Origin of the sequence: Helicobacter salomonis, assembly GCF_900197775.1 — a bacterium.
GTDB classification, from domain to species: domain Bacteria; phylum Campylobacterota; class Campylobacteria; order Campylobacterales; family Helicobacteraceae; genus Helicobacter; species Helicobacter salomonis.
In genome coordinates, this window is the sequence record NZ_FZMA01000005.1 from 14,108 (window position 1) to 29,743 (window position 15,636).

A 15,636-nucleotide genomic window follows, 5' to 3' on the forward strand; every position below is an offset into this window, starting at 1 on the left:
TGTGGATTATTTGGAAATCAAGGGAAAGCAATCCCTATCTGGAAGTGTGGCGATTTCAGGGGCTAAGAATGCGGCTCTACCCATCTTGGCATGCACGCTCTTGGGAAGTGCGACACAGATCGCAGGTTTACCTGCTGTGGCCGATGTGCATGCCATGGCAACTCTGTTGCAACATTTGGGGGTGCAATTGACCTGGGATAGCCCCCATGCTCTCAAACTCGATGCCACACATATCACTAGCCTAGATGCGCCTTATGATATTGTGCGCAAAATGCGCGCCTCTATTTTGGTCTTGGGTCCACTTTTAACGCGTTTTGGCAAGTGCAAGGTGAGTTTACCGGGGGGTTGTGCTATTGGCGCGCGCCCAGTGGATCTACATCTCAAAGCCTTAGAAAAAATGGGGGCACAGATTCATATCGAACAGGGTTACATTGTTGCTAAAGCTAAAAAGGGATTGCGCGGGTGCGATATTGTCTTTGACAAGATTAGTGTGACGGGCACGGAGAATGTCATTATGGCTGCCGCACTGGCTAAGGGGGAGAGTAAGATCGTGCACGCCGCCCAAGAACCCGAAGTGGTGCAACTCTGTGAGTTTTTACAAGAGGCGGGCGTGGAAATAAGCGGTGTGGGCAGTAGTGAAATCCATATTCAAGGCACACAGCAAGAAACCTTAACATTCCAGCCCATAAAAATTATTCCCGATCGCATTGAGGGAGGGACTTATCTGTGCGCAGCTGCTATCACCAATTCCAGTCTCTCTATTACCCATGCCAATGCTCACCATTTAGAAGCCATCTTGGGCAAACTCAGTGAAATTGGTTTTGGCCTAGAAATCGAAGAATTAGCCCCCCATGAGCATACCATTTACATTCACCCCGCCCCCACGCGTACACCCTTTGAGATCATCACCACTGAATACCCCGGTTTTCCCACCGATTTACAAGCCCAATTCATGGCTCTAGCCACCCAGTGCGCGGGCGAGAGCTTGATTGAAGAGCGCCTCTTTGAAAACCGCTTCATGCATGTGAGTGAATTACAGCGCATGGGGGCACAGATCAGTCTTAAGGGGTCATTAGCGCGCATCAAGGGGCAGAGTGCGCTCATAGGCGCAGATGTAATGGCAACAGATTTGCGCGCTTCTTCTGCGCTTGTGCTGGCTGCTCTAGTGGCTAAGGGGAAGAGTCGTGTGCACCGCATCTACCACTTAGATCGCGGTTATGAAACCCTAGAATCTAAGATGTCTGCCTTAGGCGCGCATGTTAAACGCTTGCAAGAATAATGCATTTTGGTTTCAAAAAATCCTATTGACGATCTGCATTGGTGGTGCGCTGTGGATAGCTTTCACACCCACAGACGCTTACCACGCCGCTTTGTGGGCGGACTTTGATGATACCAGAATTCCCTAGCTTTAGCTATGGGGAGTATGTCAATATAGAAAAGGGTGCAATCTAAGAGATAGTGGTAGCTGTAATATGATTGGAGTATTTAGGGGGGCGCGTTAGGGTTTTATACATTGTGTTCTAAGCAAATGATTAGCCCCCTTAAACTGCCACACACAGCCGTAATTTCTAAAGAAGGCGCACAACGCCTTAGCGTCCATAATCGCATCTTCTAACCCGATAAAGACCTCCAAGCGCACTCCCCTAGCGCATAAAAACTCTAGCTTTTCAGGGGCATAGTGGTAGTTGAGCAAGGTTTGCAAATCCTCTAAACTACCTAAATGCGTGTAGCGCGCGAGGCCGGGGTCTTGTGCTAAGAGCGCGCTCCAACCGATTTTCTCAAAGAAAGCTTGCATGTAAGCTTGGGGGTTTTGTTGGTAGGCTTTGAGTTGTAAATTTTTAAAGGCTTGGCTTTTGTGGGCGAGCATGCAGGGGGCGATTAAGACGAGGTGTTGCACGCGTTTTTCCTGCTTAACTTGCTCATAAGCATACTCTAGCGCGCGTATCGCCCCATAGCTAAAACCGGCCACATCGTAGCGCGTGCATTTTTCTAAAATCCAGCCAAAAAGCCAGCTCTCATTAGCAAAGCCAAAACCACTAAAGTAAGCACCCACCATCACACAAAGGAATGTAAAATCTCTTGGATCTGGGGCTTACTAAGCTTTTCTTTCTCTAGCAAGATTTTAGCCATCGTCTGTACCTGCACTTTAGAATTGCTCAAAAATTCCTTTTGCTCCTTATACAATGTGCCTAGCAACGCCTCCATGTCGGAGCGATCCCCGATGAATTTATGTCCCATCGCGTAATCCTCACACATGCGCTTGGCAATTTCAAAGGCGTGTTTGAGATCGTCTTTGGCTAAGGTGTAGTGCTCTTGAAAAAACAATTCTAGGATGATCATCCCACTTAGATACACCTTGATACTATTGTTCATCTCACTTTGGCTACGCACCTTTTGATCGCTAGCAATCAAAAAATCCCCCATCAACAAGACCTTGTCAAATTCCACTTCTAGCCAGTAGGCACTAAATGCTTTCGCGCTTTGATACAGAGCATAGAGATTTTTTTCTTGCTCACTCAGGGCGACATTTTTCTTCTTGCCAAAGGCGATCTTGTCCTTGACCTCTAAAATGTCCTTCATGGTGATGATTTGGGCGTTGTGGCGCAGAGCATTGAGCGCGCTCTCATTGACTAAAGATGCTAGCATCGCCCCGCTAAAGCCCACGCAGATTTTAGCCACTTCTTTACAATCTAAACTATGCTGCTTGTCCTTGAGATAGGAATCCAAAATCTGTATGCGTTCTTCTAAATCGGGTAGAGAGATAAAAATGCGCCGATCAAAACGCCCACTGCGTAGCAAGGCTTCATCCATCACATCAATTTTATTGGTCGCCCCAATCACAATCACTTGAGAGCTTTCCTCAAAGCCGTCCATCTCCGTTAAAAGTTGATTGAGCGTAGCTTCTCTCTCGTCATTGCGCTGGTGGCCTCTAGCCTTACCCACCGCGTCAATCTCATCGATGAAAACGATTGAAGGGCTAAAGGCTTTAGCCTTAGCAAAGAGTTCGCGCACCCTCTTGGCCCCCACGCCCACATAAATTTGCACGAATGCGCTCCCGCTATGATAAAAGAAAGGCACTTTGGCTTCAGAGGCTAGGGCTTTAGCAATCATTGTTTTACCCACCCCCGGGGGTCCTACCAAGAGCACACCCTTAGGCAATTTGATTTTTAAATCTTGGTATTTCTTAGGGTTTTTGAGATAGTCTACGATCTCATAAAGCTCTTCTTTGACTTCCTTAGTGCCGGCTACATCTTCAAAACGCACGCTGGGCAGAGTGGCGTGCAAAGAGGGCATGGGCGGGCTTTGGGCTTTGAGCGCGCCCTCATAACTGGTTTGCAAGGGGAGATTTTTGCGCGTCCATGCAAAGCGCAGGAGCAAGGCCAATACGATGAGGAAAAAGAAAATGATCACCATGTCTAAGAGCTGTTGGGTGGTGTTTTCTTCCTTGAGAATCTCAATGGGGATATTGCTGGGGAATTGTAAATTCTCTTTCCAGCCTACGCGCGCGGTCTTGTAAATCTTAAAATTCACCTTCAAATAGATGTAGCGATCGTCCATTTGGATGCTTTGGATTTTATCCGAATGCAAGAGAGCGTTAAAGTCCTTGATACTCACCAGTTTAACTTGATCTCTAAAGAACAAAAACGCCACGACAATCGCACCTAGCAGCACTCCTAAGCCCCCCAAGATCACCTTTTTATTAAAGCGTCGCATAAGTGATGTCTTTTTGCACATGATAAGTATCTAAGCGCACCCATTTTCCCCGCAAATCCTGTGTAGAGGCAATTTTAACGGGGTTAAAATACTGATCACTCCCGCAATAATGTCCCTCTTTGTAACTCTCCACCAATACCTCTAGGGGGGTGTCTTGGGTGCGCACACGGAAAGTGTGGTTATTTGTTTGCACGCACGCGCTAAGGCTTTGCAAACGCTTTTTGGCTACATCACCCCGCACGCGCTCTGGCATGGTGCTAGAGAGCGTGCCCGCACGCGCGCTATAAATAAAGGGGTGTAGGTGAGTTAAGGGTAACTTTTTGAAGTTTTCTAACGCGCTTTGCCAAATTTCCTCACTCTCATAAGGGTGCCCTACAATAAAATCTGTGCCCAGTGCAAAGCCCTTAGAAGCGATCTTTTCTAATAGCTGGAGATCGCTGTGTGTGCGGTTGCGCCGCCGCATGTGTTTGAGCATGGTGTCATGGCTGTGCTGTAAGGCAACATGTAAATGCTTTTCTAAAATGGGGTGATCGAGCAGTTCTAAAAACTCTGCATCAATTTGACTAGGTTCTAAGCTCCCAATGCGCACGCGCTTAATCCCCTCAATGCGCGCGATTCTTTTAATCAAGCGCGCGATATTGCTACGGGTTTCCTTGCCATAACTCCCTACATTGGTCCCTGTGAGTACGATCTCCAACACTCCGCTTTGAGCTAATACTTGGCATTGCTCTAAAATCTGACTCTCAAGCAAAGAGCGGGATTTGCCCCGCACTAGAGGGATTACGCAATAACTGCATTTAAAATCACAGCCCTCTTGGATTTTCACAAAGGCGCGGGTTTTGCCCACAAAGAGAGGCACGATGCTAGAATCCACATGCGCGAGGCTATCTGCATGAAAAAATCCCTCTTTAGCCTGCAATAGGGTGTTGATCTGCTCCTTGCGATCGTGCCCAAAAACCCCAAAGGCATGCCCTTGCTCAAAGAGTTTTAAACCCTGCGTGCCCGCCCCACACCCCGTGAAATAGACTTTTTTGCCCAAAGTACTCATTTTTTTGGCATAAGCGCGCGCGCTATAGTCTGCGTCATTGGTAACCGTGCAAGAATTGAGCACCACAATATCGGCTTGATCCTCCCTTTGAGTGTATTCAAAATCTCTCAAGTGCGCTAACATCACCTGTGTGTCAAAGAGATTAGTGCGGCAACCAAAGGTTTTAAAGTAGACTTTCTGTTTCATGTTTTTTCCTATCTAAGTAGTCCTTATTGCCAAATCCATCGCCCACATCGTGTACAAACTTGGTGGTGTTGTAGGCAATCCAAATATCGGGCTCTTGTAAGAGAGTCTCGATAATATCACTAGAAATCTTAGACTTGAGCGCAAGGGTAGCATAAGAGTTAGTTTGATACCACACAGAAATTTGAATCCCATCCTTTTGTAGAGCCATGAAAACCCTAGGATTCACGCTGGTGTTGCGCAGAGAATATTTGGTGCGCATCTTGCCCAGCTGTTTATAGGTCATCTCAGTATACTGCTTGGCATGCATGTTGGCGACATCTAGCGCGATTTCCATCGCCCTCTTGTGGTTGGAGTCAAAGGTGATGCAAAAAGTTATCCCATCCCAAACACTCTTCATGCCAAAGTGGCTGTAATTGGCGAAGAGATTTGTAAAGACATAATTGTTGGGGATAAAAATGATGCGCCCCGCGCGGCAGTCGTTTTCTGTGTAGCTGGTGAGAGTTACATCCTCTAAGATAGTGATGTAGAGCATGGAAATATCCAACACATCGCCCACATAAGTATTTCCATCCTTAGAAACTTTGATGCGATCTCCCACATGCACATTCCCTCCCACAATAATGGTGAACCATCCAAGCACACTCATAAACAGATCGCGCATGGCAATGGCAAGCCCTGCGCTGGCAAAACCTAGCACGGTAACTAGGTAAGAGACATTTTCCAGGTAAGCAAATAAGAAAATCAACAGGATGATGTTGGCGTTGATGAAATTGATCGCCTTGTTAATCGTGTAAGCGCGCTCATTGCTTTGGACATATTTATGGCTAATAACTTTTAAAGCCCACGCCAAGACAATGCTTACCAGCACAATGAGCATGACATACAGAAGCTTGAAAAGCTGGGCTTTAATTTGGGTTTGGATGTTCGCGCTCACTTCTTCAATGTCTTTAGCATACAAGTCCATGCTAGTTTTTAAGAGTTTTTGTGCCCCTTGTAATTCGATCTTTTTAATTTGTTCCTGATAGAGTTTTTTAGCTGTATTATTATTCTCTTGCAGGGCTTTTAGTTGGGTGAGCACACCCACTTCTTGCTCTAAAAGCTCTAAGGCCTGTATCAAGAGTCTATGATTGCGCTGCATTGTCGCGTATTGTGCTTTGATGGTTTTAATAAAGGAAATCCCCGTTACAATGGCCAAAGGGTTACTGATGAAGGGAATCGTGCCAATTTGGGGTTTTTCTATGAGCTCTTTAAAGGGGTTGACTTTGTATTGCTCCAAGAGCTCCTCTTGGTGCTTGAGAGCTTGCAGAGTATGGTTTAGAGTGCTGATTTGCAGCGTATCCTCCCCTTTTGCATGTTTGAGCACATTGATTTGGCTCTGGATTCTCTGAATCTCCTCATAGATTTGATCGTAACTTTCCACATTGTTAAATTTCTTAAGCCAAATATTATTGCTGGCTTCTAGGCGTTTCTCTAAGTGTAGCAATTCTATCTCAAGTTGCGCCAACGCTTCCCTGCTAGGTATGGAATCCTGAGAACCCATCAACACACCAACACATAAGCACAGAAACCACCATCTCATGAAGCAGACTTAGGAGTGATAAAAATATCTTCCGCCTGTTCAAAGGCCTTGATGATCTCTAGGGCAATCTGAGTGCGCAGTCCTAGCGTGTCGTAGGCACTCACCAAGTAGGAAATATATAGGCGCATACCCTCCTTTTCGGGCATGAGAGCTATTTTAGGTTCAGAATCCAGAGTACGCAACGCGTATTTGGCACGCATTTTATCGAGCTGTGTGCGGGTAATTTGGCTAATAGACTGAGAATGCCTTGTAGCGATCTGTAGAGCGACATCTATGGCACGCTGGTAATTAGAGCCAAAGGGAAGTAAGAAGTCTAAGCTATCCCACACAGCATTTAAGCCCAAATGGGTGTAATTAGAAAAAAGCCCTGTAAAAATGTAGTTATTAGGCACAAAGATGATGCGCCCCGCGCGCCCGTTATTTTTGGTGTAGGTGGTGAGGGTTACTTCTTCTAAAATAGTGAGGTTGAGCATGGAAATATCGAGCACATCGCCCACATAGGTGTTCCCGTCTTTGGTAATTTTGACACGATCGCCCACATGCACGCTCCCCTTGAGAACAATAGAGAGCCATCCTAGCGCGCTCATGAACAGATCGCGCATCGCAATGGCAAACCCTGCGCTAGCAAAACCTAAAAAGGTGATCAGGTAAGAAACATTTTCCAAATAGGCAAAGAGAAAGATCAAGACGATGAGATTCACATTTACAAAGTTGATCGCTTTGTTGATAGTGTAAGCGCGCTCATCTCCGGCTAGGTACTTATGACTCAAGCGTTTGAACAACCATGCCAAAAACACGCTTCCTAGTGCGGCAAGCATCACCCATGCCAATTTAAAGAGCTGATCCTTGATTTGATCTTGGATAAGCGCGCGCGTGGCTTGCACATCCTTAGCGTAGCTTTCTAAACTTGCGCTCAAGAGGTTTTGTGCGCTTTGAAACTCAAGAATTTTAACTTGCTCTTGGGAGGTTTGCACGCTCAGTTGTGGATTAGGGCTGAGAGTATTGAGTTGCTCTAAGAGAGCACGTTTTTCTTGGATTAGGGTTAAAGCGTGCTTTAAACTCTCTAAATTGCTCTGCATACTTTTGTAGCGCGCTTGTAGGGTTTTTAAGAAAGAGAGCCCCCCGATAATAGCAAATGGGTTTGTGATTGTGGGGATATTGAGAACAGCAGGCTTTTCTACCAACTCTTTAAAGGGAGGATTTTTGTAAGATTCCAAAAGTTTTTGCTGGTGTTGGAGGCTCTGTAAATTGTGCTCCAAGGTGCTTGTTTCTAGGTTATGCCCTCCTTTGGTCTTGAGAGCTTTGAGTTGTGCTTGCAAGTGGCGAATCTGCGAGGAGAGCTGTTGGTAATGTTCAAAATTCTTGAATTTTTGCACCCATGCATTGGGTTCGAGTTGTTTATCTAAACTCTCTAGCTGGACTTTGAGCACGCTAGGGTCTGGCTGGGCATATAACCCTGCGCACAATATCCATAGTAAGACAAGGATTCTCAAGCCCATGCATCCAATACTTCGTATACCACACTTTGAGGCACGCCATCACATATCTTAAAACTCCCGATGTCTGTAGGCAAAATGAAGCGCACACCGGTGCTATTTTTCTTGTCTTGTTGCATGGTGGCGTAGAAATTCTCCATGTTTTTGATTTTATAGGGCAAGTCTAAGTCATAGGCGTGCAACAATGCCTCTATGCGCACATAACTCTCATGCCCAAGCAAGCCTAATTGCAGGGCGAGTGCGTTAGCCATGCGCATACCTACCCCTACTGCCTCCCCGTGCAATAATTCCGTGTAGTTACCCTCCTTTTCAATAGCATGCGCGAAAGTGTGTCCGTAATTGAGTGCCATGCGCGCCCCACTCTCTCTCTCATCTGCTTGCACCACTCTAGCTTTAATCTGCACACTCTTAAAGATCGCCTCTTCTAGGTGCGCCTCTATGGGGTGGTTGTGTAGCCACTCAAAATAGGGCGCGTCCAAACAGATTGCTTTCTTAACCATTTCTGCCACACCCGCCCTAAACTCGCGTTGGGGTAAGGTTTTTAAAAAATTTGGATCAATATAAACGGCTTTGGGGGGATGAAAAGCCCCGATGAGATTTTTCCCATGCGCGTTGTTGATGCCGGTCTTGCCCCCCACGCTTGCGTCCACTTGGGCGAGCAAGGTCGTGGGGATATTGTAAAAATCAACGCCCCGTTTATAAATCGCGCTGGCAAAACCCACCATATCGCTCACCACTCCACCCCCCAAGGCGATCATGCAATCTGAGCGACTCAAATGCGCGCTAAAGGCACTCTCTAAGATACCCTCTAAGGTGTCCCAAGTTTTAAAGGATTCGCCTGTGGGCACTAAGTGGGTTGCTATGTGCGCTGCCTCTATACGCTCTAGCAAGGGGGCTAAATACAGCTCCCCAACTGGCATGTCGCTCACGATCAACACTTTACAAGGCAGTTTGATCTGGGGCAATGCCCCGATATGCACGGCATAAGCCCCTTGCCCTGCTTGAATCTCCAGGTGCATCATTCTACCACAGGGATAAAGAGTTGAGGATGAATATCGCTTAAGAAAGCAATCTTTTCGACTTTGGTCGAAAACATCCAAAAGAGCTCGCTCTGGGTGATACAGGATTCAAAGGGCAAAAATTGCATGATGGAGGTTTCGAGTTTTCTTAAAAATAAGATAGGGTTTTTCATAGAGGTGCGGATGATCTTGATCTTACGATTATAGATATGAGAAAGGTGTTTGTAATTGTCAATGACTTCCACCTTGTAACGCTTGTCCGGGTCAAAGTCATATAATAGCATGTCTAAGCTCATTTGTGCGCAAACATCGAACATTACAGAGGAGATATCCTCACTCTGTTGCATGCTTTCATTGAGCACTACCATGCCTTTTTTGATGTCGTCCAGTCCCCTAGCATTGGTTTTAAAAATGGGAGTGGTGATTTCAAAAAGGGTTTGGCGATTTTGAGCAGAGCTAAAGATTTCCTTGCCTACTACCACTAGGCCAATCTTTTTTTGGCTATCCAAGCTCAATCTTTCATGAAAAGTGCTCCCGCTAAAATCTAAATGCACATGGATATCTTCTCTTTCAATAGCGCGTATTTTCGAAGCGCTGAGTTTGGGATTGAGGATGTAGATATACAGAACCAAACTTTTGAGATTCTCATGCAAAAAGAGGGCTTGCTTGAGATCACGCTCGATGGCCTGAGGACTCTGTAAGTGCATGTCTATGTATAGGTAAATGTCGCGTCCAAAGGGCACTGGAAACTGCCCTACATTGCTTTTTACCTGCAAATAGACATTATTGAGCACTTCTGGATTACCCACTACCAAGAGTTGATCGCGGGGTTGAATAATGGTAGATGGGCTACTTAAGAAAAACTTATTTTTGCGATAAATCCCCACGATTTTATAATCTTTTTGGCGCAAAGCCCCGATGTGGCGGTAGGCAAAAACACTCCCAAAGGGCACACCAATTTCCATCACTTCCCCTTGTTCCAATCCAAACCCTTGAGGCACATTGGGCACATTGGGAATTTTGGCGATGCACTTGTTGGCAATGATTTGGGCATTATCCATCAATACTAGTTTATCATCTTTGCCTCCCTCCCACTCTGCTCCACTCTTCAAAGTTACCACTAAACGCACTTCTTTATTTTTTTGGCGGATGATCTCATAGACGGCTTGTTGCTCTTTGGTATTCCCCATGATGAGGAAAACATCACTGACTTGTGCGTCTAAGAGGGGGTGTAGATGGTAGGCAGAGGTGGGGTCAAAATGGTGCACAGCAAAGGTGCTGGGCAAGCTAGCGGGTAAACAACTGGGGTCTTTGGTGATAATGAGGTAAAAATTATTGCTAAAATACTTGGTGGCTACCACCTCGATACATTTTTTGGCAACAGTCCCCTCCAAGATCAACATAACCCTTTTCAAGCACTTCCCATTGTTTTTGGTTATTATATAGTAAAAATATTAAGGTCATTGATGGAAGTGAGGTTAGACGCTCAGGATGTAAATGCGCGAGCATTGACTTTAAAACTAGCGCATGGTGTAGTGCAAACCCCGGTTTTCATGCCTGTGGGTACACAAGCTAGCGTTAAAAGCCTGGATACCCAAGACCTCCATGCGCTTAAAGCCCCTATTATTTTAGCTAACACTTACCATCTCTATTTACGTCCTACCCATGAGCGCATTGCCCAGCTGGGTGGTTTGCATAACTTTAGTGGGTTTAAAGGGAATTTTTTAACCGATAGTGGGGGCTTTCAAGCGTTCTCTTTGCGCCACAACACTAAAGAACACCCTGAGGGCATTGTGTTTAAATCTCATATTGATGGGAGTAGCCATCTTTTCACACCCTCTAAGGTCTTAGATATTCAATATGCCCTCAATAGTGATATTTGCATGGTTTTAGACGATTTAGTGGGTCTGCCAGCTTCCTATAATCGCCTCTTAAAGGGGGTGCAAAACACTACAGCGTGGGCACAAGCAAGCTTGGAACACCATATCCGCCATGCCCACCCTTATAATCGTATTTTTGCCATTGTGCAGGGAGGCACACATCTAGCTCTACGCACGCAAAGCGCGTTGGAATTAAGCGCATTGGATTTTGATGGGTTTGCTATCGGTGGGTTAGCAGTGGGAGAGAGCGCGCAAGAGATGTACGATACGATCAGCCATACTGCGCCCTTATTACCTGCTAATAAACCCCGCTACCTAATGGGAGTGGGTACGCCCCGAGATTTGCTAGAAGCCATCGATCGGGGCGTGGACATGTTTGATTGTGTCATGCCTACGCGCAACGCTAGAAATGGCACACTCTTTACCATGCAGGGCAAGATCAGTATTAAAAATGCCCACCATAAGGACAGCGACATACCCTTGGATTGTACTTGCATCTGCCATACCTGCACGCATTACTCCAGAGCGTATTTACACCACCTTTTTAGGACGCGAGAATTGAGCTATTTTCGTTTGGCGAGTTTACACAATCTGCATTTTTATTTGGAATTGGTGCGCGGGGCTAGAGAGGCGATTTTACAAGGACGCTATGCAAGTTACAAAACCTGCATGCTTGAGAGAATGGGTTAGTCTTTTTGGTGGCGCAAAAAGGCTGGCTTGTCTAAATCGATGCCCTGGTAGGTCTCCCCACTACTCACCAGTCTAATATCCTCCAAAGCGCTTTTAGAAAGGCTAAAAGAAGATTCAGATTTAAGCTCTTCTTTAGGGGCAGTGGGCTTTTCAAAACCAGTTGCCACGATAGTCACTTTCACATGATCGGTAGGGGTGTTGGTGGAGGTGCACTTTCCAAAGATAATGTCCGCGTCCTCATCGGCCATCGACTCTACAATGCCCACTGAAGTGGTGATCTCTAAGAGGGGATAATCCGGATGGCACTCAAAATTGATTAAAACCCCCATGGCACCATTAATGGAAACATTGTCAAACAAAGGTGAGGCAATGGCGTTCTCTACTGCTACTGTGGCGGCATTGACCCCTGTGGCCTCACCAATGCCCATTAAGGCTAATCCGCGATGATTCATGACAGTTTTCAGGTCGGCAAAGTCTACATTAATGTCGTTTTCCCCATAATTGATAATCATGCTAGAAATGCCATTAACAGCCTTGGCCAATACATTATCCACTTCCTTGAAGCTCTCCTTGATGCCCGCATTTTTATCGATAAAACCAATCAGTTTTTCATTGGGGATCACCACGATTGAATCGCTCACAGCTTTTAGCTCTTGCAGACCTTCCTCGGCGATTTTAGCCCGCTTACGCCCCTCAAAACTAAAGGGTTTTGTCACTACAGAAACAGTTAAGGCCCCTGCATCTTTAGCGATTTGAGCAATCACAGGGGCAGCCCCCGTCCCCGTTCCTCCCCCTAAACCAGCTGAAATAAAGACGATATCTGCCCCTGAAACCATCTCTTTAATGACTTCGACACATTCCTGAGCAGCCTGTTTGCCAATTTCAGGTTTCATGCCCGCTCCCCTGCCTCCGGTAACTTTTTCTCCCAAACGGATTTTATTCTTAGCATTAGAAGATTTAAGGGCCTGCCCATCCGTATTGGCAACGATGAGAGTGATGTCTTTATAAGTACCCGTAGCGATGAGATGTGCTATCATATTGGACCCACCACCGCCTACGCCAATAACGACGATCTTCGCCCCATTGGTTTCAAAGATTTCTTCTACTTCTACGCCCGTTTCATTCAATACCGCCACCCATTGTCCTTTAAAATAACTTTGATCCCCACTCTTTGATCCGCTCAAAAAAGCCCGCTTCCTTAGGCGCGTTGCTGTAGGGGTACATTATATCTTTTTTCCGCTCTTTTCCACTCTCTTTAAGAGGTTCACTATTATGCTTGAGATTGGTGAGATCGGTTTCAATATAGTTACGCTCAGGCGCATAAGTGAAAGTGGGTTGGGCGTTATGGCGACTCTCCTTGTAGCGAATCGTCTTCTCAGAATCCTTTTCGTAATTAGTGTGCCCTCCTGCCCCATAGAGGATCAAACCGATTGCTACCGCGTAAGTGGGGTCTTTGAGCTCTTCAAACAGCCCACTAATCTCCATAGGTTTAGCGATGCGCACGGGCATGTTTCCAAAGATCGCACCAGCGACATTTTGGATTCCCTGCATGTGGGTCATCCCTCCTGTAAGCACCACACCCCGCCCTAAACTATCCTTGAGCTTGCTACTAATCAGCGCGTTGTTGAGTAAATTAAAGACCTCTAACACACGGGTGTTGATGATTTCATGTACAAACTTCAGAGGAAAGCGGTTTTTCTTATTTTCCGCTCCCACGGCAGGCACTTCGATCTCTTGATCGCTCTCTTCGGCCAGCAAATTCCCATACTCGCGTTTGACAAATTCGGCCGCGCCCAAAGGAGTGTGCAGACCAATGGCCAAGTCATCTCTAATATGCTCCGATCCCACAGGCACATAGCCATTAAAGCGCATAGAATTGCCCTCATAGACCATGATATTGCAGGTGCTCCCCCCAATGTCAATGCAGGCCACGCCCAAGGTCTTCTCATCTTCACTTAAGACCGCAATGGAAGCCGCATAAGCACTCAAAACGATATTTTCAATCTTCACCCCAGCGATTTGAATCACCCGACGCAGATTTTCTAAACTACTGTGTTGCACGGTAACGATGTGGGTAAAGACCTCTAGGCGCGAACCACTCATCCCCATCGGGTCTTCGATATTGTCCTGATTGTCCAACTTGAATTGGTAGGGCAGAATGTGGATCACTTCATGCCCAGCCGGGATAGAGGCATTGTGCAGGGCGGTATCTAACCCGCGGTTGATCTCTTTGAGCGTGATCTCATTATTAGGCACATTGATAATTCCAGAGCTATTTACACTCTGGGTATAAGCCCCCGATATGGAAACGATCGCTTTTTCTACAAAGTCCAAACCTGCCATACGCTTGGCATCTTCGATGGCTTTTTTGACGATTTCACCCGCTTGGGAAATATTGCTCACACTCCCCTTGCGCACTCCCTCAGATTTTTGTGTGCTCGCCCCGATGATCTGAGGAGTTCCCTCTTTGAGTTCAGCAATGATGGCGCAAATCTTGCTAGAGCCAATATCCACACCAAGTATGATCGGATTCACGCTTTACTCCTGCAAACTCTTGGCATAGATTGTAATGGGATACTTGCTTCTAAGCATAGCCACCAACGCCTGATCGAAGTCCTGAGTTTTGAGATTGCTCGCCATTTCTTCTAAGTAAGGCTCGTTGTGCAAGACATGCGCAAAATCCTGCTTATAAATTCGATAGAGCACAGCCTTATCCTTCAAAACAAGAAAACCTTCTAAATCGGGTCTTTTGAAAATGTAAGTAACAAGTTCTTTGGCTTGTGGAGGGTCTAGTTCCTGGATACTCCCCTGAAATTCGGGTGAAATTGCACCAATATCACTCCCTTTGAAATTTTTAAGTTCCTTGCGTGCCTGTTCCTTAAGCCATGCCTGCTGTTCTGTATGGGTGAGAGTTGCTAACACTTCAGGCCTTGCCTGCTCAAAGCTCTTGAGCGCATTACTAGATTTTTTAACCAGCTTGAGGACCATGTAGCCCTCCTGGTATTCTAAGGGTTTGAGTACCTCTCCAGGGCGCATCTTTTCTATCTGGGCATTGATTTGTTCAGTATAAGGCAAGTCTGTAACAGTCTGTTCTGCAAGGGTCAATTTACCTTTTTTTAAGGCGAGATACTGTTCCAAAGCGCGCTCTTTAGCCTGAGCTTGCAGATAGTCATGGGTCACCCTAGACTTGACATGCTCAAAATCCTCTAGCTTGCCCTCTGCACTTATGTAGGCGCTCTTATGAGATTGGTAGTGTGCGCGCAACACAGCCACATCGGGAGTAGTCTTATCTGGTTCTACTTGTAGTACCGCCAAAGTGTAACTGGTGGGCAATTTGTAAGTATCCTTATGTTGCTCATAATAGCTTTTAAGGGCACTCTCCTCAATTTTGATGGGCGCGTCTTTAGCATGCAAAATCTTAATCACCGCGCGATCTTGGATCTTCAAAGGATAGGCAAAAGCATTCCTTTCTAAGGGCGTAGTGGCCTTAGGGAAGAGAGCAGAAATTTTCTGCACCAGCAGAGCGTTGCGTACATTGTCTTCAAAGGCACTCGGCCGGTAGTGATTTTGTTGCAAGAGCTGCTTGTAGAGAGATTCGTCAAAACGCCCGTCTTTTTGGAACATCTTACTCTTTTGGATTTCAGCGATAATTTCGGCATTGCTCACACCCACTCCCAAATCTAACGCAAGATTCTTGAGATAGGCTTGGTTAATAAGAAGATTGAGCGCACTCTTTTCAAGTCCCATGGCCTGTAGCTGTTTGGCATCCAGGTCTTTGAAGTCAGGAATAGACTCGCTATAAGCGTCTACAAGCCGCTTGTACTCCATCTCCAATTCCTCTTGGGTGATCAGCACCTGCCCCACTTTGGCCACACTGTCATTTCCCAAAGAAAAGTTATATTGCCCCCAGCCGATCATGCCCGCAGCCACGAAAGCGATCGTGCTAATCCAAATGGTAACAACGAGGTATTTTTTATGCTTCTGCATCCAAGTGATCACGAAAGCCCCGCGTTTTTTAAAGATG

At 46.2% G+C, this 15,636-nt stretch carries 12 protein-coding genes; 2 read left to right on the forward strand and 10 right to left on the reverse strand.

Going from position 1 to position 15,636, the window contains the following annotated elements; translation table 11 throughout:
- The first annotated feature begins 1 nt into the window (after position 1).
- Complete coding sequence (murA, locus tag C6H04_RS01400) at positions 2 to 1,279, forward strand: UDP-N-acetylglucosamine 1-carboxyvinyltransferase (RefSeq protein ID WP_104732127.1); 1,278 nt, start codon at positions 2 to 4, stop codon at positions 1,277 to 1,279.
- A 219-nt stretch (positions 1,280 to 1,498) separates the two neighbouring features.
- Here the strand turns inward: murA and bioV are convergent, their stop codons facing one another.
- From bioV to C6H04_RS01435, 7 genes are read right to left on the reverse strand one after another with little or no spacing between them, the layout of a single operon-like run.
- Positions 1,499 to 2,056 carry a pimelyl-ACP methyl ester esterase BioV gene (gene bioV / locus C6H04_RS01405; protein WP_104732128.1) on the reverse strand — a complete coding sequence of 186 codons (558 nt, stop codon included), beginning with the start codon at positions 2,054 to 2,056 and terminating at the stop codon, positions 1,499 to 1,501.
- A complete protein-coding gene (locus C6H04_RS01410; RefSeq protein ID WP_104732129.1) occupies positions 2,056 to 3,714 on the reverse strand; it encodes an AAA family ATPase in 1,659 nt (552 codons plus the stop codon). The genes bioV and C6H04_RS01410 overlap by 1 nt, the downstream gene beginning before the upstream one ends.
- Complete coding sequence (gene mtaB / locus C6H04_RS01415; protein ID WP_104732130.1) at positions 3,701 to 4,948, reverse strand: tRNA (N(6)-L-threonylcarbamoyladenosine(37)-C(2))-methylthiotransferase MtaB; 1,248 nt, start codon at positions 4,946 to 4,948, stop codon at positions 3,701 to 3,703. Before mtaB ends, C6H04_RS01410 begins: the two co-directional genes overlap by 14 nt.
- The gene (locus C6H04_RS01420; protein WP_104732131.1) at positions 4,926 to 6,527 is read right to left on the reverse strand and encodes a mechanosensitive ion channel domain-containing protein; all 1,602 of its coding nucleotides are present in this window, start codon (positions 6,525 to 6,527) and stop codon (positions 4,926 to 4,928) included. Before C6H04_RS01420 ends, mtaB begins: the two co-directional genes overlap by 23 nt.
- Entirely contained in the window at positions 6,524 to 8,026 is a 1,503-nt protein-coding gene (locus C6H04_RS01425) for a mechanosensitive ion channel domain-containing protein (RefSeq protein ID WP_104732132.1), read from the reverse strand. Before C6H04_RS01425 ends, C6H04_RS01420 begins: the two co-directional genes overlap by 4 nt.
- On the reverse strand, positions 8,017 to 9,045 hold the full coding sequence (gene aroB / locus C6H04_RS01430; protein WP_104732133.1) for a 3-dehydroquinate synthase: 1,029 nt from the start codon (positions 9,043 to 9,045) through the stop codon (positions 8,017 to 8,019). Before aroB ends, C6H04_RS01425 begins: the two co-directional genes overlap by 10 nt.
- Positions 9,042 to 10,457 carry a COG3400 family protein gene (locus C6H04_RS01435; RefSeq protein WP_199766204.1) on the reverse strand — a complete coding sequence of 472 codons (1,416 nt, stop codon included), beginning with the start codon at positions 10,455 to 10,457 and terminating at the stop codon, positions 9,042 to 9,044. Before C6H04_RS01435 ends, aroB begins: the two co-directional genes overlap by 4 nt.
- Before the next feature lie 51 nt (positions 10,458 to 10,508).
- Between C6H04_RS01435 and tgt the strand changes: the two genes are divergently transcribed.
- Positions 10,509 to 11,612, forward strand: a complete 1,104-nt coding sequence (tgt, locus tag C6H04_RS01440; protein WP_104732134.1) for a tRNA guanosine(34) transglycosylase Tgt — start codon at positions 10,509 to 10,511, stop codon at positions 11,610 to 11,612.
- Here the strand turns inward: tgt and ftsZ are convergent.
- From ftsZ to C6H04_RS01455, 3 genes are read right to left on the reverse strand one after another with little or no spacing between them, the layout of a single operon-like run.
- Positions 11,609 to 12,748, reverse strand: coding sequence for a cell division protein FtsZ (gene ftsZ / locus C6H04_RS01445; RefSeq protein ID WP_104696223.1), 1,140 nt, complete (start codon positions 12,746 to 12,748; stop codon positions 11,609 to 11,611). The two genes, tgt and ftsZ, sit on opposite strands and share 4 nt — an antisense overlap.
- Positions 12,749 to 12,758: 10 nt before the next feature.
- Positions 12,759 to 14,147, reverse strand: a complete 1,389-nt coding sequence (gene ftsA / locus C6H04_RS01450) for a cell division protein FtsA (protein ID WP_104696204.1) — start codon at positions 14,145 to 14,147, stop codon at positions 12,759 to 12,761.
- A 3-nt stretch (positions 14,148 to 14,150) separates the two neighbouring features.
- Positions 14,151 to 15,611, reverse strand: coding sequence for a peptidylprolyl isomerase (locus tag C6H04_RS01455; RefSeq protein ID WP_104732135.1), 1,461 nt, complete (start codon positions 15,609 to 15,611; stop codon positions 14,151 to 14,153).
- Positions 15,612 to 15,636 lie beyond the last annotated feature (25 nt).

Excerpts from the sequence above, each read along its gene's own strand:
- C6H04_RS01420 (WP_104732131.1), bottom strand. The coding sequence starts at position 6,527 with ATGAGATGGTGGTTTCTGTGCTTATGTGTTGGTGTGTTGATGGGTTCT.
- tgt (WP_104732134.1), top strand. The coding sequence starts at position 10,509 with ATGGAAGTGAGGTTAGACGCTCAGGATGTAAATGCGCGAGCATTGACT.
- aroB (WP_104732133.1), bottom strand. The coding sequence starts at position 9,045 with ATGATGCACCTGGAGATTCAAGCAGGGCAAGGGGCTTATGCCGTGCAT.
- mtaB (WP_104732130.1), bottom strand. The coding sequence starts at position 4,948 with ATGAAACAGAAAGTCTACTTTAAAACCTTTGGTTGCCGCACTAATCTC.
- C6H04_RS01410 (WP_104732129.1), bottom strand. The coding sequence starts at position 3,714 with ATGCGACGCTTTAATAAAAAGGTGATCTTGGGGGGCTTAGGAGTGCTG.
- C6H04_RS01425 (WP_104732132.1), bottom strand. The coding sequence starts at position 8,026 with ATGGGCTTGAGAATCCTTGTCTTACTATGGATATTGTGCGCAGGGTTA.
- bioV (WP_104732128.1), bottom strand. The coding sequence starts at position 2,056 with ATGGTGGGTGCTTACTTTAGTGGTTTTGGCTTTGCTAATGAGAGCTGG.